The following is a 20,171-nucleotide window of genomic DNA, read 5'->3' as shown; positions in this document are numbered from 1 at the left end:
GCGAACGCGCGGCAGTTCAGCGCGCGTTCGCCCGCCGCGCCGTTCGTCCTGCTTCATCCGCCCCGGCCGCGTCGCTGCCGGCGGGCAGGATGCACGCGAGGAACGCGTCGATCGCCGGGCTCTGGCGGCGCGCTTTCAGGTAGTACACGTATTCGTCGATCGTCGTGTCGACGCCGCGCAGCGCGATCACGCGCAAATCCGGATGACGTTCGGCCTCGCCGAGCGGAAACAGGCTGCCGCCCACGCCGTGCAGGATCGCCTCGCGGATCGCTTCGCGGCTGCCGATCTCGGCCACCGAGACGGCCGCGACGCCGGCCGTCGCGAGAATCGTCTCCGTGCAGCGGCGCGTGACCGAGCCTTCCTCGCGAATCAGCAGCCGCACGTCGGCGAGCTGCGCCGGCTCGATCGTGTCGAAACGCGCGAGCGGATGCGTTCGATGCACGACGAGCACGAGCGGGTCGGTCGAGATCACCTTGCGTTCGAGGCCTTCGGCATCGTTGCGCTGCGACGAGACGGCGAGGTCGATGCGGAATTCCTGCAGCGACTGCAGGATCTCCTCGGAATTGCCGATCCGGCACGTGAGCGCGATCGACGGATGCGCGTTCGAGAAGCGGCCGACCGCGTCCATGATGTAGTACGGCCCCGTCGCACCGATCCGCAGGTGGCCTTCGAACAGGCCGCCGACGTTGCGCAGCATGATGTCGGCCTGCGCCTCGAGCGCGATCATCTTCTCGACGAGCGGCAGCAGCTCGATGCCCGTCTCGGTGACCTCGAGCTTGCGGCCGCTGCGGTAGAACAGCTCGACGCCGTACACCTGCTCGACCTGCCGGATCTGTGCGGCAATCGTCGGCTGGCTCACGCCCAGGTGGCGCGCGGCGCGCGTGATGCTGCCCTGCCGGACGGTCGCGTGGAACGCCTTCAGCTGATCGAACACGACTCGGCTTCTCCCCTCTGTATCGCGCGTCAGCGTAGCGCATGCGTATGTCGGCCGGATGAAAGGCGCGTCGTGCGTCGCTTCGAAAAAATTCTTGTGGGTAACCAAAAGAAACCTGCGGTAACCGGTCACGGCCGGGACACGCCGATGCGGGGTAATAGCGGCAACGCACCACCGCCGGCCCCGCTCGACCGGCGCCCCCACTCCTATCGACAACAGGGTTCTCTTCATGTCCTCGAACAATCGACGCGATTTCCTGCGCCTCGCCGCGCAGTCGGCCGGCGCGATGGCCGCCTACGCGGGCTTTCCGCCCGCGATCCGCAATGCGCTGGCGATGCCGGCCGCCTATCGCACGGGCACGATTCGCGACGTCGAACACGTCGTGATCTTCATGCAGGAAAACCGTTCGTTCGACCATTACTTCGGCGGGCTGCGCGGCGTGCGCGGCTTCAACGATCCGCGCCCGCACCTGCTGCCGAGCGGCGCGCCGGTGTGGCAGCAGCCGCCGGCGTCGGTGTTCACGAAGAACTACCATTCGCGCGGCCTCGATCCGTCGGCGCCGTACGTGCTGCCGTTCTACCTCGATCCGAAGCAGACGACCGAATTCCAGCCGGGCACCAACCACGGCTGGAGCAGCGGCCACCTGTCCTGGAACAACGGCCAGTGGGATCAGTGGGTGAACCAGAAGCAGGACGTGCTGACGATGGGCTACCTGAAGCGCCAGGATCTCACGTACCACTACGCATTGGCCGACGCGTTCACGATCTGCGATTCGTACTTCTGCTCCGCGCATGCCGACACCGCGCCGAACCGCATCTACCTGTGGACCGGCACGGTCGACCCGCGCAACATCTACGGCAGCCCGCCGAACGGCCCGGGCATCGGCGAGCGCGACGACGTGAACGGCTACACGTGGACGACCTACGCGGAACGCCTCGAGAACGCGAAGATCAGCTGGAAGGTGTACCAGGGCGGCACGGGCATCCCGGGCGACCCGACCGACAACTACACCGACAACTCGCTGATGTTCTTCAAGCGCTTCCAGGTGAAGGAAGGCGCGAGCGGCCCGCTGGTCGACAAGGGCGCGTCGGACCACACGCTCGCCGAGCTGAAGGCCGACGTGCAGGCGAACCGGCTGCCGCAGGTGTCGTGGATCGTGTCGCCGTACAAGTACAGCGAGCACCCGCAGGCATCGCCGACCGACGGTGCGTTCTACATCAACATGGTGCTCGAGGCGCTGACGTCGAACCCCGAGGTGTGGGCGAAGACGGTGTTCATCCTCAACTACGACGAGAACGACGGGCTGTTCGACCACGTCGTGCCGCCGGTGCCGCCGGTCTCGAGCGGTGTGGGCGGCCAGGGCATCGTGTCGTCGAACCTGCTGTCGAATCTCGGCGATGAGCTGCTCGACCTGAACAAGTACCCGGGCGAGATGAGCCCGCTCGTGCCGGGCGCGGACCCGGGCGGCATCCAGCCGATCGGCCTCGGGCCGCGCGTGCCGCTGATCATCATCTCGCCGTGGACGAAGGGCGGCTGGGTGTGCTCGGAGACGTTCGACCATACGTCGGTGCTGCGTTTCCTCGAGGCGCGTTTCGGCGTGAAGGAGCCGAACATCAGCGCGTGGCGCCGGTCGATCTGCGGCGACCTCACGTCGGCATTCGACTTCTCCGCACGCCCCGACACGCGCACGGTGAGCTTCACGGTGCCGCAGCACATCGCGACGGCCGGCCAGGCGTACCAGGTGCCCGCGCAGCAGTCGATGCCGGCGCAGGAGCCCGGCACGCGTCCGGCGCGTGCGCTGCCGTACGAGCTGTTCGTGCACAGCCGCGTGAGCGGGCACGACGACAGCGTGTCGCTCGACTTCGCGAACACCGGTGACGCAGGCGCGGCTTTCTACGTGTACGACCGCCGCAACCCGACGACGCCGCCGCGCCGCTATGCGGTGTCCGCGCACGACCGCTTCGTCGACACGTGGAACACGTCGGCCGCGCGCGGCGACTACCATCTCGCGGCCTACGGCCCGAACGGCTATCTGTGCGAGTTCCAGGGCAACACGCGGCTCGCGGCGGACAGCCGCCACGCGAACCCCGAAGCACGGATCGGCTACGACGTGCGCAATCGCCACGTGTACCTGCAACTGCGAAACAGCGGGCGCGCGACGTGCCGCGTGACGGTCGACAACGCATACAGCCACAAGCATGCGCGGACCTACACGCTGGAGCCGGGCGAGCGCATCGAGGATCACTTCGAGCTGTCGTCGAGCCACGGCTGGTACGATCTGACGATCACGGCGACGACGCTGCGCGGCGGCGACGACAAGGTCGTGCGCCGCTTCGCGGGCCACGTCGAGACGGGCCGGCCGAGCCACAGCGATCCGGGGCCGGTGAAACACACGACGGCCTGACGGCTGCCGCGCGTCGCGCGAGGCGGGTGAGGTCAGCCCGCCGCGCGACCGTCGCCTGCCGGCTGCCGGCTGCGTTTCGGTTGCGTTCCGGCAGGTGGAATTGGCTTTTGGAGACTGAAGACTGTTGACAATGTGTCGGGCCGAGGGTATATAAGGATCATTCGCCGATATGGCGCCCTCGTTTTCTACCGCAGCGTCGCTGCCCGCCCGACCATGACTGCCCCGAACGCGCTTAGCGCCATCGAACTCCTGCAAAGCCAGTCGCTCGCGATGATCGTCCAGGACATGCTCGAGCGCGCGATCGTCTCAGGCGAATACGCGCCCGGCGAGAAGCTCAACGAAGTCGACATCGCGACCAAGCTGAACGTGTCGCGCGGCCCCGTGCGCGAAGCGTTCCGCGCGCTCGAACAGGCCGGCCTGCTGCGCAACGAGAAGAACCGCGGCGTAACGGTGCGCGTCGTGCCGCTGCGCGAGGCGGAGGAGATCTACGAAGTGCGTGCGATGCTCGACGAGTCGGTCGCGCGCGCGCTTGCAAAGCGCATCTCGCCCGACACGCTGAAGGTGCTGAAGGGCATCATCCAGTCGATGAAGGACGCCGCGAAGACGCACGACGTCACGCGCTATACCGAGCTGAACGTGCAGTTCCACGACGCGATGGTCGTCGGCGTCGGCAATACGCACCTCACCGATACCTACCGCCGGCTCGTGCGCCAGCTCGGGCTGCTGCGCCAGGCCGCGATCGAGGCCGAGGAGGATGCGATCGCCGTGTCCGCGGCCGAGCACGACAAGATCGTGCAGGCGCTTGCGGGCGGCGATGAGGAGCAGGCCGTGGCGCTCGTGCGCGAGCACGTCTCGCACGGTCTTGCGCGCATGCGCCGCACGCACGAGCAGGGGCTGCCGGCGGCGGGGAAGGCGGCGCGGGAAAGGGCCGGCGCGTGAGCGGACACGATACGTGTCGCGGTTCGGGTCGAAACCGACGGTGCCCGGGCTGAATACGGTGATTGCCGGCAGGCGATTACTTGCCGCCGTGTTTATCGAAGAAATCGTCCAGGACCCAGCCCGTACCGGATTCGCAATGCACTTGTGTATAGGCGTAAATCTTGGCAACACGATCCGCTAGCGGAACACAGGCCTCGCCTTTTTTGACCTTGAAGATCGGCAGGGTTCTATCGTCGTTCGGTTCGGCGAAGGCAGGCATATCCTGAAGCACCGTCCATTTCTCATCTCGATGTTTCGAGCACGCACCGATCACCACGGTGAGTATCGCCAATAGCAGAAAGCGCGTCATTTCTTCGGGTATCGTCAGATTCCAATCAATTCTGAGCGCGTGAAATCCTAACATCTTGTGTGGAGTCGTAAAATCAAGATGCTGAAATGACAAAAAAAAGGCATGCCGCACAGCGCATGCCTCGTCAATCCGGTTCGCATCAAGACATGTCTTATTGGCGTGCAGTTATCTAAACAATTACCTGTCTGATTAAAAGAACACTGCATCAGTGATTTGACGTGTTCTACGGAGGGGCTTCCCTTTTTCGTTATCCGCGTGATGCGTGAGCTAAAAAACGACGACGCGGCAGTCCTGGCGTGCCGATCGTATTTTTCCCCCTATCGCATTGCCCCGACGGTCACGCCTTATCGGCCTTCCCGGCCGCGCTCGCAAACTTCGCGAGCCACGTGTCGACAACGGCCGGCTGCCGGCTCTCGTCCTCCGCGCGCTCCTTGCGGCGGATCGCATTGCGTACGACGTGCGCGCCGACATAGCGGATCGGCTCCGGCGGGAAATGACCGAGGGGGCCGCGCACGATCGGGCTGCGCGTCCACGCGTTGTCGAGGCCGAGCACCAGCGACGACAGGATCTGCCCGCCCATGTAGGTCGGCCCCACGCCATTGCCCGAGTAGCCGAAGCCGTAGAACACGTTCGGCGCGTCGTCGAGGCGGCCGAAGAACGGAAAGCCGGTGACCGAGCGATCCGACGGCCCGTTCCAGCTCGCCGTGACCGGCACGCCCGCAAGCGACGGAAAGAATTCGCGCAGGCTTTGCGTGAGCTGCGCCTCGTACGGCGAGCGCCGGTCGAACACGGGCGCGATGCGGCTGCGCCACGAGAACGTGTTGCCGCCCTTGCCGAGCATCAGCCGCCCGTCGGCGGTGGTGCGGTAGTAGTAGACGAAGATCCGCGAATCGAGCACCGACACGCCGTCCACGAGCCCCGTTTTCGCGAGCAGTTCCGGGCATTTCTCGGTGATGACCATGTCGCTCGACACGACCGCGATCGTGCGTTCGAACTGCGGGAAGCGGCTCGCCATCCACGCGTTGATCGCGAACACTAGTTTGCCCGCGCTCACACTGCCGGACGGTGTGCGCACGACGGCCGGCTGGCCGGGCGTGAAGTCGAGCAGCGGCGTGCGTTCGTAGATCCGGATGCCCATCGCGAGCGCGACGCGGCGCAGCCCGCGCACGAGCTTGCCGGGATGCACGGTCGCGGCGATCGGCGAGTAGACACCGTCGAGATTGCGTGCGGAACCCGAGCGGCGCGCGACTTCGGCGGGTGGCAGCGGCTCGTAGCTGTGGATGCCGCACGCGGAGAGCGCGTCGAGTACCGGCGCGAGCGTGCCGACCTGCGCGCGCGACGTCGCGGTGTACAGCGTGCCGTCGAGCCGCAGCTCGGCATCGATGTCGTGCGCGCGGCAGAAATCGGCGATGTGCTGCACGGCCGCTTCGGATGCCTTCACGAGCCGGATCGCCTCGGCTTCGCCGAACAGCCGCCGCAGCGTCAGGAATTTCGCGGACCACGTGAGCAGGCAGCCGCCGTTGCGACCACTCGCACCGGCGCCGCACAGATCGGCCTCGACGATCACGATGTCGAGCGCGGGGTTTTGCTGCTTCGCCTGGATCGCCGTCCAGAGCCCGGTGAAGCCGCCGCCGACGATGCACACGTCGGCCCGCGTCTCGCCTTGCAGCGCGGGGGCGAGATCGCCGTCGTTGAACAGCGCTTGTTCGATCCAGAAGGGTCGCATGGCAGGGTTCGTCGAAAAGGGGCCGTGCCGCGCACGGCCCGAAAAACCTGGCCGCCGCATGCGAACGCGCACGCGGCGGGGTACGTCACATCGCGTCGTATTGCGTCACGTCAGGCGGCCGCTTCGGCCGACACGCGGCGCACGCCCATCGCGCGCAGCGTGTCGGCGATCGCGGCGACGGCGCCCGGGATGCCGGCTTCGCCGAAGTGGCCGATGCAGCCAACCCGGAACGTCTCGACCTCGGTCAGCTTGCCCGGATACAGGATGTAGCCGCGCTGCTTGACCTCCTGGTAGAACCGCTTGAAGTCGTAGTTCGGATCGTCCGGCGCATGGAACGTGACGATGATCGGCGCCTGGATCGCCGGGCCGAGGAACGGCCGGAAGCCGAGCGCGAGCATCCCGTCGATCAGCGCGCGATAGTTGCGCTGGTAGCGGCCGCCGCGTGCAGCGAGCCCGCCTTCGTCGACGTATTGCGTGACGGCCGCGTCGAGCGCCGCGACCACGTGCGTCGGCGGCGTGAAGCGCCATTGCGTCGTGCGTTGCATGTAGACCCACTGGTCGTACAGGTCCATCGCCAGCGAGTGGCTGTTGCCTTCGCAGCGTTCGAGCGCGCTGCGCTTCGCGATCACGAAGCCGAGCCCCGGCACGCCTTCGAGGCATTTGCCGGATGCGGCGATCACCGCGTCGAACGGCGTCGTGCGCGCGTCGATGTCGATCGCGCCGAACGAGCTCATCGCGTCGACGATCAGCGCGCGGCCGTGCTTCGCGACGACCTGCGCGATGTCGTGCAGCGGGTTCAGCACGCCGGCACCCGTTTCGCAATGCACGAGTGCGACGTGCGTGATGGTCGGATCGGCCGCGAGCGCACGCTCGACGTCGGCCGGATCGACGCGGCGATCCTCGCTGTAGTCGATCGTCGTGAGCTTGCGGCGGAGCACGCGGCAGATCTTCGCGATGCGCTGGCAGTACGCGCCGTTGTTCGGCACGAGCACGTGGCCGTCGCGCGGCACGAGCGTGCCGAGTGCCGCTTCGACCGAGAACGTGCCGCTGCCTTGCAGCGGGACGCATTCGTGCGTGCCTTCGCCGTGCACGATCTGCAGCAGGCGTTCGCGCAGCCGCGCGGTGATCGCGTTGAAGTCGCTGTCCCACGATCCCCAGTCGCGCAGCATCGCGTCGCGCGTGGTGTCGGAGGTCGTCAGGGGGCCAGGGGTGAGCAGGATGGGCTGGGCGGCGAGCGTCATGGTGTCTCCTTGATGAAGTCGGGACGTCACGTGAATACGGTCAAAGAATCAACGGCGATGCGGGTTGCGCCAGGCCTGCGTGCGGCGCAACAGTCGATGCGAGATGCACGCGAACAGCACGCAGGCGAACGACGACGTCGCGAGCACGAGCGTGGCCATCGCGGCGGCCGGGCCCATCTGGCCCGCGTCGTCGAGGTTCAGGATCGCGACCGACGCGGGCTGCGTGTCGGGCGAGTAGAGGAACGCGACGGCCGAGACCGTCGTCATGCCGTTGACGAACAGGTAGCGCGCGATCAGCAGGATCGCGGGCAGGCACACGGGCACGGTCACGCGCAGGAAGGTCTTGTAGAACGGCACCTTCAGCGACGCGGACACAGCCTCGAATTCGCTGTCGATCTGCCTGAGCGCGGTGACGGCGGTCAGGTGGCTCGATGCGTAGTAGTGCACCACCGTGACGATCGCGAGCAGCCACAACGAGCCGTACAACCCGTTCAGCGGATTGCCGGGCGCGTTGAACAGGAAGATGTAGCTGATGCCGAGCACGAGCCCCGGCACGCCCATCGGCAGGATCGCGCACAGGGCGATGAAGCCGCGCAACCATCGCGCGCCGCGCGTCTTCTCGATCAGGTACGCCCCGCCGAACACGACGATCGTGCCGCCGAGCGCCACCGTCGCGGCCATCCGCAGGCTGTTCTTGTACGCGTCGAAGATGCCGGCGCCGATCAGCCCCATCTTGTAGTGCTGCAGCCCGAGGCTCATCTGGTACGGCCAGAACTTCACGAACGACGCGAACACCGAGATGCCGACCACCGCGATGAAGAACGCGCACACGATTCCGCAGTACGCGAGCATCGCGGCGTCGAAGCCGCGCGACGGCTTTGGCTGGTACGGCGTCGAGCGCGCGCCGAGCTGCGACTGCTGGCGGCGGCGGATGAAGAAGTCGACGCCGAATGCAACGAGGGCGGGGCACAGCAGCATCAGGCTCACGACCGCGCTGCGGTTGAAATCCTGCAGGCCGATGATCAGCTTGTAGATGTCGGTCGATAGCACGTTGTACGAGCCGCCGATCACCACCGGCACACCGAAGTCGTTGATGCACATCGTGAACGCCACCATCGTCGCGCTGATCAGCCCGTACTTCGCGCCGGGCAGCGTGATCGTGAAGAACTTGCGGATGCGGCGCGTGCCCATCGCGTCGGCGGCCTCGTAGAGCCGGCCGTCGGCAAGCGACAGTGCGGTGACGAGGATCATCAGCACGTGCGGGAACGACGCGTACACCATGCTCAGCACGATGCCCGGCAGCCCGTAGATCGAATGGCCGTGCAGCAGCGGCTTCAGCAGCCCCGCGTTGCCGAACCAGTAGATGAACGACACCGCGGACAACAGCGTCGGCGCGAGCAGCGGCAGCAGCGCGATCGTGCGCGCCGCGTTCTTCAGCGGCATGCACGAGCGCGTCAGCGCATACGCGAACGTGAACGCCATCGGCACGACGATCGACGTGACGAGTGCGCCGACCGTCAGCGAATGCAGCATCGAGCGCAGCACGCCGCTGTCCTCGAGATACTCGACGAAGTTGTGCGCGCCGACGAATCGCCCGTCCGCATCGACGAAGCATTTCTGCACGACGAGCGCGAGCGGCAGCAGCAGGAACAGCGACATCAGCGCGGCCATCGCCAGCAGCGCGAGCTGCGCGATGCGGTCGTGCCAGTGGGTGATCTGCCGCACGTCGGCGGGGGCGGAGGCGCCGCGGCGGCGCTCGGTCAGGACGGTGCTCATTGCAGTCGCTCCTTCGCGCTCGGGAACACGCGGACATGCTCGCGATCGAGCGCGAGGTCGATGCGCGCGCCGGCCTGCACGCCGGTGCGGTCGACGTCGTGATACGACAGGTCGGCGACGATTTCCTGGCCGTCGAGCCCGTCGATCCGGAAGCTCACGCGGCAGAACGCACCGAGGAATTCGAGCTTCTCGACGCGGCCGGCCAGCACGTTGTCGGCCGTCTCGCCCGGCACGCGGATGCGCAGGTCTTCCGGCCGCACATAGACCGACACGGCTGCACCCTGCGCGGGGCGTGCGATGCCATGGCGGCAGTCGAGACCGACCGCGCCCGCGCGCAGCGTGCCGTCGGGTGCGACTTCGGCGAGGATCGTGTTGACGCGGCCGATGAAGTCCGCGACGAACGGCGACGCGGGCTGCCGGTAGATTTCGAGCGGCGTGCCGATCTGCTCGATCACGCCGTGATTCATCACGACGATGCGGTCGGCCATCGACAGCGCTTCTTCCTGGTCGTGCGTGACCATGATCGTCGTCACGCCGAGCCGTTGCTGCAGTGCGCGGATCTCCTGGCGCAGCCGCACGCGCACACGTGCGTCGAGTGCCGACAGCGGCTCGTCGAGCAGCAGCAGGCCGGGGGACGTGGCGAGCGCGCGCGCCAGCGCGATGCGCTGCTGCTGGCCGCCGGACAGCTGGCCGGGATGCTTGCGATGGCTGTCGGGCAGGCCGACCAGCGCGAGCAGCGTGTGCACGCGCTCGTGGATCGCGTCACGCTTCATCTTGCGGTTCACGAGCCCGTACGCGACGTTGTCGTACACGGTGAGGTTCGGGAACAGCGCGTACGACTGGAACACGATCCCGTAGTCGCGCAGTTGCGGCGGCAGCCGCGAGATGTCGCGGCCGTCCTGCATGATGTGGCCGGCGTTCTGTGTCTCGAGCCCCGCGATGATCCGCAGCAGCGTGGTCTTCCCGCAGCCGGACGGCCCCAGGAAGCAGATCATTTCGCCCTTCATCACGCTCAGGTTGATGTCGGTCAGGACCTGCGTGTCGTTGTACCGCTTCTCGATGCGTTCTACGCTCAGATAAGGTGCCATGCGCGCCTCCATGCTGGGGCGGCCCGGGGGGCCGGATTCGACGATGGAAAGGGTGACGCGGGGCGGCGCGCGGCGCGGCCCCGCTGCCGGTCGCCGCGTTACTGCTGCGCTTTCGCGCCGTAGCGCTTCTGCCACGTATCGAGGATCGTCTGGCGGTTCTTCGCCGACCATACGAAGTCGTTCTTCACGAGCAGGTCCGAGTAGTTGTCGGGGATGCCCGCCAGCTTCCGTGCGACGCCCGGATACGCGACGATCGCCCACCAGCGCGCGGTGATCTGGTTCGCGTCCTTGCTCGCCATGAAGTCGGCCAGCTTCTTCGCGGCATCGGGCTGCTTCGTCGTTTTCATGATCGCCGTGCCTTCCATGTCCCAGCCAAGCCCTTCCTTCGGGAACACGAGATCGATCGGCGCGCCCTGCGACTGCAGTTCGTGGCCGCGGAACTCGAACGAGATGCCGATCGGGAATTCGCCGGTGCCGGCGAGCGTGCAGGGTTTCGAGCCCGAGTGCACGTATTGCGCGACGTTCTTGTCGAGCGCGTCCATGAATTTCCAGCCGCGGTCGTCGCCGAAGGTCTGCAGCCACGCGGTCACGTCGAGGTAGCCGGTGCCGGACGAAACCGGGCTCGGCATCACGATCGCGCCTTTATAGACGGGCTTCGTCAGGTCTTCCCACGACGTCGGCTTCGGAATGCCCTTCGCCTGCGCGGCGACGCGGTTGTAGCAGATCGTCGCGCCCCACACGTCCATGCCGACCCAGTGCGGCGGCGTGTTCGCGTCGCTGTATTTGCGCGTGAGCTGGTCGAAGTCCTTCGGCGTGTACGGCATCAGCATGCCCTGCAGGTCGAGCAGCGTGAGGCTCGACGCGGCGAGGCCGAGCACGACGTCCGCGCGCGGGTTGTTCTTCTCCGCGAGCAGCTTCGCGGTGACCGAGCCGGTCGAGTCGCGCACCCAGCGGATCTCGATATCGGGGTTCGCTTTCTCGAACGCGTCCTTGTAGGGCTTCATCGCCTCGTCTTCCAGCGCGGTATAGACGAGCAGCGACGTCTTCGCGTGCGCCGCCTGCACCGCGCCGAGCGCGACCGCCGCGGCCAGTGCGAAGCGGGCCGCGCCCGCCGCCCATGCGTTCAAACGCTTGTTTACCGGCACTTCGTTCATCTTCAGACCCCTTGACTGTGGCGCCGCGGCACGCGGCGGATGAGTGGAGACCAGCCCTCTTGCTGCTACGTTGTTTTGCTTTCTGTTCTCTGCATGTTGTTGACAATCTACAAATCATCAATTTTAATGTCAAGCATGGAAAACACCTCCCTTCGGCGCGACGCGGGCGCCGACGGCTCTACCCTTCGACCTGAAAGGAATGAACGTCATGAATGAAACGCCTGTATCCGTGGAAGTGAACGGCCGCCGCTACAACTGGATGAGCCGGCCCGTGGTGGTCGTCTGCGTCGATGGCTGCGCATACGAATATCTGGAAGAAGCGGCCGAGGCCGGCGTCGCGCCGTTCCTGCGCACGCTGCTGAAGCCGGGCACGGCGCTCAAGGGCGAGTGCGTGGTGCCGAGCTTCACGAACCCCAACAACCTGTCGATCGTGACAGGCGTGCCGCCGGCGGTGCATGGGATAAGCGGCAACTACTTCTACGATCGCGACACCGGCGCCGAGGTGCTGATGAACGATCCGAAGTACCTGGTCGCGCCCACGGTGCTCGCAACCTTCGCGGAGCAAGGCGCGAAGGTCGCGGTCGTCACCGCGAAGGACAAGCTGCGCCGCCTGCTCGGCAAGGGGCTGAAGGGCATCTGCTTCTCGTCGGAAAAGGCCGGCGAGGCGAGCGTCGAGGAAAACGGCATCGACAACGTGCTCGAGCTGGTCGGCAAGCCGGTGCCGAGCGTGTACAGCGCGGACCTGTCGGAATTCGTGTTCGCGGCCGGCGTGCGCCTGCTCGAGACGCGCCCGATCGACCTGATGTACCTGTCGACCACCGACTACGTGCAGCACAAGTGCGCGCCCGGCACGGAAGGCGCGAACGCGTTCTACGCGATGATGGACAAGTACCTGCAGCGCCTCGACGAACTCGGCGCGATCGTCGCGATCACGGCCGACCACGGGATGAACGCGAAGCACGACGATGAAACCGGCGAGCCGAACGTGATCTACCTGCAGGAGCTGTTCGACGAGTGGCTCGGCGCGGATGCGGCGCGCGTGATCCTGCCGATCACCGATCCGTACGTGGTGCACCACGGTGCGCTCGGCTCGTTCGCGACCGTCTACGTGCCGGCGACGGCCGATGCCGAGGCGCTGCGCGCACGGCTCGCCGCGGTCGAAGGCATCGAGGTCGTCCTGACGGGCGCCGAAGGCTGCGCGCGCTTCGAGCTGCCGCCGGCGCGGATGGGCGATCTGATCGTGATCTCGAAGCAGGACGTCGTGCTCGGCACGCGCCGCATCAAGCACGACCTGTCGGGCCTCGACGTGCCGCTGCGCTCGCATGGCGGGATCTCCGAGCAGATCGTGCCGCTGATCTTCAGCAAGCCGGTCGCCAGCGACGTCACGGGCCGCGCGCGGCTGCGCAACTTCGACATCATCGACATCGCGCTCAACCATCTGCAGTGATGCGCACGCATCCGCAAGGGGACACACTCATGAACGCCATTGCAGCATCGACGGACGTCCGCGAGATTCGTCGCGAAGCACTGCGAATCGACGGCGAACGGATTCACCGGGACGCGGTAATCGAAGTGCGCAACCCGTACGACGGCTCGCTGGTCGGCACCGTGCCGAAGGCGACGCTGGACGACGTGCGGCGCGCGTTCGCGGCCGCGCGTGCCTACCGGCCGACGCTCACGCGTCACGATCGCGCGGCGATCCTGCGCCGCGCGGCCGACATCGTGCGCTCGCGCACGGCCGAGATCGCAGCGCTGATCACGGCCGAGGCCGGGTTGTGCATCAAGGATTCGACGTACGAAGCGGGGCGCGTCGCCGACGTGCTGACGTTCGGCGCCGGTGAAGTGCTGAAGGACGACGGGCAGATCTTCTCGTGCGACCTGACCCCGCACGGCAAGAAGCGCCGCGTGTACACGCAGCGCGATCCGCTGCTCGGCGTGATTTCGGCGATCACGCCGTTCAACCACCCGATGAACCAGGTCGCGCACAAGATCGTGCCGTCGGTCGCGACCAACAACCGGATCGTCGTGAAGCCGTCGGAGAAGGTGCCGCTGTCGTGCTACCTGTTCGCGGACATCCTGTACGAAGCCGGCCTGCCGCCGCAGATGCTGCAAGTGCTCACCGGAGATCCAAGGGAGATCGCCGACGAGCTGATCACGAACCCGGCGATCGACCTGATCACGTTCACGGGTGGTGTGTCGATCGGCAAGTCGATCGCGTCGCGGATGGGCTATCGGCGCGCGGTGCTCGAACTCGGCGGCAACGATCCGATCATCGTGATGGAAGACGCCGATCTCGACGAAGCGAGCACGCTCGCGGTGTCGGGTTCATACAAGAACTCGGGGCAGCGCTGCACCGCGATCAAGCGGATGCTCGTGCACGAGTCGGTGGCCGATCGCTTCACGGAACTGGTGGTCGAGAAGACGCGTGCATGGTCGTACGGCAATCCGTCCGATCCGTCGGTGGACATGGGCACGGTGATCGACGAGGCGGCCGCGAAGTTTTGCGAGCAGCAGGTGAACGACGCGATCGCGCGCGGTGCGCGGTTGCTGGTCGGTAACGTCCGCAACGGCGCGCTGTATTCGCCGACGGTGATCGATCGCGTGACGCCCGACATGCCGCTCGTGAAGTACGAAACCTTCGGCCCCGTGTCGCCGATCATGCGCTTCCGCGACATCGATGAAGCGATCCGGATGTCGAACAGCACCGACTATGCGTTGTCGTCGTCGGTCTGCACGAACCGCTTCGACACCATCACGCGCTTCATCACCGAGCTGGAAGTCGGTAGCGTGAACGTGCGCGAAGTGCCGGGCTACCGGCTCGAACTGACACCGTTCGGCGGCGTGAAGGATTCGGGGCTCGGGTACAAGGAAGGCGTGCAGGAAGCGATGAAGAGCTTCACGAATACGAAGACGTATTCGCTGCCGTGGTAAGTGATGTGTAATGCGTGCGCGCCGGCTCGAAGGCCGGCGCGCGGAATGTCCCCCGGCGGGATGCGGCTGCGACGGGCGTCAGGCGACGGTCAATCGTCGTCGTCGCGGTGATGTCGCCAGCCGCGATGCCAGCCGTTGTCGTGCCGGTAGCGGCGATAGCGATATTCGCCGTAGAACGGGCCGTAATAGACGGGCGCCGGCTCGTACACGACGGGCGGCGGCGTGTAGTAGACAGGCGGCGGTGCCTCGATCACCGGCCCCGGTACGCCGAAGTACACGCCGATGTCGGCATGCGCGAACGCGCTTGCCGACAGGCAGGCGGCCGCGATGCCGACGGCACTGGACAACAGGATGCGTTTCATTTGCCGTTCACTCCGTTCGTGGGGGCAAGGCCCGCGAGCAATAGGTTCACCTGTCTTCATGGTACGAAGCGCATGCCGAATGGGTGATACCGCGATGTCGCTTCTGTAACCGCCGGTAACGAATCGTCGGACGATCGCCGTGCTGCATCGCGACGGATTTCATCTGCGGGATGCGCGTGGCTGGCCGGCGCGTTATTCGACGCGCTCATATCGATAGCCGATTTGCGTTTTTGCGGGACCTCGACGCGTCGGTAGAATTCGCGGACCTCTCGAACGGCACACGCGTGCCGCGGGATCATTCCCTCCAATCATTCGGGGTCCGCACCATGAAATTCCTTCGCTCCATCCTGGTCGTTGCCATGCTGCAGGCCGTTTCGGTCACGAGCGCACTGGCTGCCGACGACCTGTCGCAGATCAAGTCGTCCGGCGTGTTCCGGGTCGGTACCGAAGGCACGTACGCGCCCTTCACGTACCACGACGAAACCGGCAAGCTGACGGGCTTCGACGTCGACATCGCGACCGCGATCGCGCAACGCCTCGGCGTGAAGCCGCAGTTCGTCGAAGGCAAGTGGGACGGGCTGATCGCGGGCCTCGACGTGAACCGCTACGACGCGGTCGTCAACGAAGTGTCGATCACCGACGCGCGCAAGGCGAAATACGATTTCTCGACGCCGTACATCACGTCGCGCGCGGTGCTGATCGTGCGCGCGGACAACACGACGATCCGCTCGTTCGACGACCTCAAGGGCAAGAAATCCGCGAACACGCTGACCAGCAATTTCGGCAAGCTCGCGGCCGCGCACGGCGCGGACGTCGTGCCGGTGCAGGGCTTCAACGAATCGATCGACCTGCTGAGCTCGGGGCGCGTCGACGCGACGATCAACGATTCGCTGTCGTACCTCGATTTCCGCAAGCACAAGCCGGACGCGAAACTGAAGATCGCGGCGACCGACACGGGGGGCGCGAGCGACGCATCGGGCGTGCTGCTGCGCAAGGGCAGCCCGGCGCTGGTGGCCGCGATCGACAAGGCGCTCGCGGACATCAAGGCCGACGGCACCTACGCGAAGATCTCGCACAAGTATTTCGGCCGCGACGTGTCGCAGCCGTGACGCGAGGCTGAACGATGCCGGCCTGGCTTCATCTGATGGCGGAATCGCTGCGGCCCCTGCTGGTTGCGGGGCTCGTGTTCACGGTTCCGCTCACGCTCGCGTCGTTCGCGATCGGCCTGCTGCTCGCATTCGGCGCGGCGCTCACGAGGCTGTTCGGGCCGCGCTGGGCGCAGGCCGTCGTGCGTTTCTACATCTGGTTGTTTCGCGGTTCGCCGCTGCTCGTGCAGCTGTTCGTGATCTTCTACGGCCTGCCGAGCGTCGGCATCGTGCTCGATCCGTTGACGGCCGCGGTGATCGGCTTCTCGCTGAACGTCGGCGCGTACAACGCCGAGGTGATCCGCGGCGTGATCGAATCGATTCCGAAGGGGCAGTGGGAGGCCGCGTACTCGATGGCGATGACGCGCCCGCAGGCGCTGCGCCGCGCGATCCTGCCGCAGGCCGCGCGCGTTGCACTGCCGGCGCTGTCGAATTCGTTCATTTCGCTCGTGAAGGACACGTCGCTCGCCGCCGTGCTGACCGTGCCGGAGATCTTCCAGGCCGCGCAGCGGATCGCGGCCGTGACCTACGAGCCGATGATTCTCTATACCGAAGCCGCGCTGATCTATCTGCTGCTCAGCTCGGTGCTGTCCACGCTGCAGCGTCGCCTCGAAATCCGCTTCGGCCGTCACGCGCTGTTCCAGGCGGAGTTGCGATGATCCGGCTCGAACGCATCGACAAGTCGTTCGGCACGCATCGTGTGCTGCACGGGATCGACCTCGCGTTGCAGCCCGGCAGCGTGACGGCGCTGATCGGACCGTCCGGCAGCGGCAAGAGCACGCTGCTGCGTTGCGTGAACCTGCTCGAAGTGCCGGAGACGGGCGCGCTGACGGTCGGCGACGCACGCATCGACTTCTCGCCGGCGCACCGGCCGGCGCGCGACGCCGTGTTCGCGGTGCGCCGCCAGACCGGCATGGTGTTCCAGAACTTCCAGCTGTTTCCGCACCTGAGCGTCGTGCAGAACGTGATGGAAGGGCTCGTCACCGTGCAGCGCTGGCCGCGCGAACGGGCCCGCGAACGCGCGCTCGCGTTGCTCGAGAAGGTCGGCATCGCGGACAAGGCCGACGCGTGGCCCGGTACGTTGTCGGGCGGCCAGCAGCAACGTGTCGCGATTGCCCGTGCGCTTGCGCCGTCGCCGCAGGTGCTGTTGTGCGACGAGCCGACGTCGGCGCTCGATCCGGAGCTGTCCGTCGAAGTGGTCGAGGTGCTGCGCCAGCTCGCACGTGAAGGCACGACGATGCTGATGGCGACGCACGACCTGCGCCTGGCCGCGTCGATCGCGCACGACGCGGTGTTTCTCGCGGAGGGCCGCGTCGTCGAGGCCGGGGCGTCGCGCGACCTGTTCGGCGACCCGCGCGATCCGCGCACCGCGAAGTTCATCTCGACGCTCGCGCAGGGCGCGCCGGTGTTTTGACACGGCACGCGACGAGCGCCTTGCGGCACCGCGGGCGTCAATCTTGCCGTAGCCCGTCGAGCACCGCCGCGACGATCGCTTCCGGCGCATCTTCCTGCACCAGGTGGCCTGCGCGCGGCACCCTGATCAGCTGGCCGTTCGCGATGCGATCGGCCAGCGCCTGCCCCTGTTCGAGCGGAATCCACACGTCGTCTTCGCCCCACACGATGCGCACCGGAAAATCCGGCGGCGTGTAACGGGCCTCGGCTTCCTCGATGTAGCGCTGGCGCATCTGCGCGATCTGGCGATAGAACGCGGCCTGACCGGCGGGCGTGAGCCACGGCGCGCGGTAGATCGACAGCGCGTCGTCGCTCAGCGGCCGGGCGACCGCATTGCCGAGATAGGCCGACACGAGTGCGTGATGCGCATACGCGGGCAGTCCGGTGAATGCGGCTTCGTGCTGCGCGACGTGGCGCACGAACGGCGAACCCTGCGGCGCGATCGCGACCGGATTCACGAGCGTGAGATCCGCATAGGCGACGCCGTCGAGGAAGTGCGCGCGCAGCACGGTTGCGCCGCCGTAGTCGTGCGCGAGCACGCGCGGGCGCGAAATGTTCCACTCATCGAGCATCGCGCCGAACAGCACGTTCTGGCGACCGAGCGACACGTCCGCGTCGGGCATGTCGGATTGACCGTAGCCGAGCAGGTCGTAGAAGAACACGCGATGACGCCGTGCGAGCCACGGTGCGATCCGGCGCCACACCTGCGACGAAAACGGCGTGCCGTGCACGAGCACGAGCGGCGGGCCTTCGCCGAGTGTTCCCCAGGCAATCCGGTGACCTTCGAAAATGAAGCGGTTGGCGAGTTCGAGCATCGGCATCTCCGTGCTAACCTGTTTTGGTTGTTAACAGGTTACGCCGGATTGTCCAGGTGTGAAACCTATAGGTGAAAATAAGTGGTTACTCGATACGAGCCCGCGCGACCCGCACACGCATGGGGTGCAGCCGATTTCGTCGGCGGCCATCCGGCGCTCGACTTCCTCAACACGGTGGCCGACACGGGCAAGACGCGCGACGCGGACAAGCTCGTCGACTGGCCGGCCGTGCATGCGTGGGCGGAACGAGCGGGGCTGCTGGCACCGGCCGATCTGGCGCGGCTTCTGCGTCAGGCGCGGCAGGACGATGCGGATGCGCTGGCGGCGCTGCGTCGCTTTCGCGAGGACGCTTACACCGCGATCGCGCACCTGACGATCGAAAGCGGCGGCACGGCCGGCGCGCGCGCGGCGGACCGGCTCGCCGTCGCGATCCGCGAGGCGATCGGGCGCAGCGCGTTCGAGGCGGTCGACGGCCGGTTCGCGTGGCGGCCCGACGCGCGCGCCGCGATGCGCTGGGTCGATGCGGCCGCACTCGGCTTCGAGCAACTGCTGCGCAGCGACGATTTCGCGCGGGTGCGGCAGTGCGGCCGGTGCACGTGGTTCTTCGTCGATCGCGGCCGCGGCGTCGGGCGCCGTTGGTGCGACATGCGCACGTGCGGGAACCGGGCGAAGGTGGAGGCGTTCAGGGAGCGGTGATGCGCGCGCCGTGACGGTCGTCGTGCCACGCCGTGCGCGGCCGGCGCGCGAACGTCATGGAGCGGCTTCGTGCGGCGGGTGTTCCGGCCACAGCGTCGCGGCGATGAACAGCCCGGCCACGAGGAACGGCGCGCCGATCGCGAACAGGATGGCCGCGAGGCCCCAGCGATCCCAGAAGCGGTCGACGATCGCGCGCTCGGGTGTGACGGGGTCATACAGCACATTGACCGCTTCGCCTTCGTGCAGGCCCGGATGCGATGACGCCGAGCCCTGGGCGAACGTGATCTGGCGTCCGCTGTCGGTCGTGAACGCGACGATCGCCGAATACAGCGACGTGCGCGCGCGGGCCGAGCGTGCGTTTGTCGCGATTTCGACGACATGGCCGGTCGAACGCGCATAGTGGTGGACGATCTGCCACTGACGCAGGCCGGCTGCGCCGGCGCCGGCGATGAAGCCCGTGCCGATCGCGATCGGAATCAGCACGATCGCGATATTCCAGCGGCTCCGTGCTTGCTTGCGGGCGGCGCGGGTTGGCAGTGGCTCGGAGGCCCGGCGGCGGCGCTCGCCGACGATCAGGAGGCCCCCGATCGCGAACGATGCGACGGCGAGCAGCGCCGACACGGCCACCGGAAACCAGCGTTGTGTGAAATCGTCGATCAGTGCGGGGCGTTCGGGGTGGCTGGGGTCGAACCATACGTCGACGTTCTCGCCGATGTCGTAGGCGGGGACGGTCGATGCGGTATTGCCGGCGACTTCGCGGCGCTGGCCGTCGTTCGCGAGGTACGCGACGATCGGCCGGTACGCGCGCATCGCGTCGCTGTCCTGCACGATGCGCACGACCGTGCCCGGCGCACGGACCAGCTGGCCGGTCGCCTGACCGGCCGTGACGGCAAGCATGCCGGCCAGCACGAGCAGCACGACGCCGAGCGCCATGACGACGAGCGCGTCCTTACCGGGCATGACCGGATCCGGTTCGTGCGTCGCACTGCGGATGCCGGTGTGATCGGGGGAGTGGCGTGTCCCGACGGACTCGCCGATATCGGCGCAACCAGGCTCTCTGAATGGTCGCGTCTCGGTTACATGCTTCCATGTCTGACGTCCCATGTTCTCTCAGTGCCGGCGGGCAAACGGCAGTGCTTGCGCCGGTCGTGTGATATTT

18 protein-coding genes are annotated in these 20,171 nt (G+C 66.8%); 8 read left to right on the top strand and 10 right to left on the bottom strand.

The features are described from left to right. Positions 1-16 precede the first annotated feature (16 nt). Positions 17-934: a LysR family transcriptional regulator gene (locus tag BCO18175_RS26990; RefSeq protein ID WP_174985627.1), complete on the bottom strand. Its 918-nt coding sequence runs from the start codon at positions 932-934 to the stop codon at positions 17-19. Between the two features lie 229 nt (positions 935-1,163). Between BCO18175_RS26990 and BCO18175_RS26985 the strand changes: the two genes are divergently transcribed. Both BCO18175_RS26985 and BCO18175_RS26980 read left to right on the top strand, forming a co-directional pair. Further along, positions 1,164-3,338, top strand: a complete 2,175-nt coding sequence (locus BCO18175_RS26985; protein ID WP_174985625.1) for a phosphocholine-specific phospholipase C — start codon at positions 1,164-1,166, stop codon at positions 3,336-3,338. A gap of 213 nt (positions 3,339-3,551) precedes the next feature. Continuing rightward, a complete protein-coding gene (locus BCO18175_RS26980; protein WP_174916675.1) occupies positions 3,552-4,277 on the top strand; it encodes a phosphonate utilization associated transcriptional regulator in 726 nt (241 codons plus the stop codon). A gap of 76 nt (positions 4,278-4,353) precedes the next feature. On the opposite strand, the gene BCO18175_RS26975 is transcribed toward BCO18175_RS26980, so the two are convergent. The 6 genes from BCO18175_RS26975 to BCO18175_RS26950 form a co-directional block, all read right to left on the bottom strand. Then, on the bottom strand, positions 4,354-4,626 hold the full coding sequence (locus tag BCO18175_RS26975; RefSeq protein WP_174985622.1) for a hypothetical protein: 273 nt from the start codon (positions 4,624-4,626) through the stop codon (positions 4,354-4,356). Positions 4,627-4,963: 337 nt separating this feature from the next. Then, positions 4,964-6,352, bottom strand: coding sequence for an FAD-dependent oxidoreductase (locus BCO18175_RS26970; protein WP_174985621.1), 1,389 nt, complete (start codon positions 6,350-6,352; stop codon positions 4,964-4,966). A gap of 110 nt (positions 6,353-6,462) precedes the next feature. Then, a complete protein-coding gene (locus BCO18175_RS26965) occupies positions 6,463-7,593 on the bottom strand; it encodes a 2-aminoethylphosphonate--pyruvate transaminase (RefSeq protein ID WP_174985619.1) in 1,131 nt (376 codons plus the stop codon). A gap of 48 nt (positions 7,594-7,641) precedes the next feature. Then, positions 7,642-9,369: a putative 2-aminoethylphosphonate ABC transporter permease subunit gene (locus tag BCO18175_RS26960; protein ID WP_174973895.1), complete on the bottom strand. Its 1,728-nt coding sequence runs from the start codon at positions 9,367-9,369 to the stop codon at positions 7,642-7,644. Then, positions 9,366-10,457, bottom strand: coding sequence for a putative 2-aminoethylphosphonate ABC transporter ATP-binding protein (locus BCO18175_RS26955; protein ID WP_174985617.1), 1,092 nt, complete (start codon positions 10,455-10,457; stop codon positions 9,366-9,368). The genes BCO18175_RS26960 and BCO18175_RS26955 overlap by 4 nt, the downstream gene beginning before the upstream one ends. Before the next feature lie 98 nt (positions 10,458-10,555). Continuing rightward, positions 10,556-11,611 carry a putative 2-aminoethylphosphonate ABC transporter substrate-binding protein gene (locus BCO18175_RS26950; protein WP_174973899.1) on the bottom strand — a complete coding sequence of 352 codons (1,056 nt, stop codon included), beginning with the start codon at positions 11,609-11,611 and terminating at the stop codon, positions 10,556-10,558. A gap of 208 nt (positions 11,612-11,819) precedes the next feature. Here BCO18175_RS26950 and phnA point away from each other — a divergent pair, with 208 nt between their 5' ends. Together phnA and phnY are read left to right on the top strand one after the other, a co-directional pair. Continuing rightward, entirely contained in the window at positions 11,820-13,058 is a 1,239-nt protein-coding gene (phnA, locus tag BCO18175_RS26945) for a phosphonoacetate hydrolase (RefSeq protein ID WP_174985615.1), read from the top strand. 29 nt (positions 13,059-13,087) lie between these two features. Further along, a complete protein-coding gene (phnY, locus tag BCO18175_RS26940; RefSeq protein WP_174985613.1) occupies positions 13,088-14,542 on the top strand; it encodes a phosphonoacetaldehyde dehydrogenase in 1,455 nt (484 codons plus the stop codon). Between the two features lie 89 nt (positions 14,543-14,631). Here phnY and BCO18175_RS26935 read toward each other — a convergent pair whose 3' ends face one another. Next, complete coding sequence (locus BCO18175_RS26935; RefSeq protein ID WP_174985611.1) at positions 14,632-14,904, bottom strand: hypothetical protein; 273 nt, start codon at positions 14,902-14,904, stop codon at positions 14,632-14,634. Positions 14,905-15,230: 326 nt separating this feature from the next. Here BCO18175_RS26935 and BCO18175_RS26930 point away from each other — a divergent pair, with 326 nt between their 5' ends. From BCO18175_RS26930 to BCO18175_RS26920, 3 genes are read left to right on the top strand one after another with little or no spacing between them, the layout of a single operon-like run. After that, positions 15,231-16,013, top strand: a complete 783-nt coding sequence (locus tag BCO18175_RS26930; RefSeq protein WP_174985609.1) for an amino acid ABC transporter substrate-binding protein — start codon at positions 15,231-15,233, stop codon at positions 16,011-16,013. Positions 16,014-16,027: 14 nt separating this feature from the next. Continuing rightward, positions 16,028-16,708, top strand: a complete 681-nt coding sequence (locus BCO18175_RS26925; RefSeq protein WP_174973903.1) for an amino acid ABC transporter permease — start codon at positions 16,028-16,030, stop codon at positions 16,706-16,708. Continuing rightward, positions 16,705-17,463, top strand: coding sequence for an amino acid ABC transporter ATP-binding protein (locus tag BCO18175_RS26920; RefSeq protein WP_174985607.1), 759 nt, complete (start codon positions 16,705-16,707; stop codon positions 17,461-17,463). Before BCO18175_RS26925 ends, BCO18175_RS26920 begins: the two co-directional genes overlap by 4 nt. Positions 17,464-17,500: 37 nt before the next feature. On the opposite strand, the gene BCO18175_RS26915 is transcribed toward BCO18175_RS26920, so the two are convergent. After that, on the bottom strand, positions 17,501-18,316 hold the full coding sequence (locus BCO18175_RS26915; protein WP_174985605.1) for an alpha/beta fold hydrolase: 816 nt from the start codon (positions 18,314-18,316) through the stop codon (positions 17,501-17,503). A gap of 81 nt (positions 18,317-18,397) precedes the next feature. Between BCO18175_RS26915 and BCO18175_RS26910 the strand changes: the two genes are divergently transcribed. Continuing rightward, entirely contained in the window at positions 18,398-19,012 is a 615-nt protein-coding gene (locus BCO18175_RS26910) for a CGNR zinc finger domain-containing protein (RefSeq protein ID WP_174985603.1), read from the top strand. A 54-nt stretch (positions 19,013-19,066) separates the two neighbouring features. Here BCO18175_RS26910 and BCO18175_RS26905 read toward each other — a convergent pair whose 3' ends face one another. Then, complete coding sequence (locus BCO18175_RS26905) at positions 19,067-20,116, bottom strand: DUF3592 domain-containing protein (RefSeq protein WP_174985601.1); 1,050 nt, start codon at positions 20,114-20,116, stop codon at positions 19,067-19,069. Positions 20,117-20,171: the final 55 nt, after the last annotated feature.

Source organism: Burkholderia lata, from assembly GCF_902499335.1.
Classification (GTDB): Bacteria; Pseudomonadota; Gammaproteobacteria; order Burkholderiales; family Burkholderiaceae; genus Burkholderia; species Burkholderia lata_B.
This window is presented reverse-complemented; position numbering and strand designations above follow the sequence as displayed.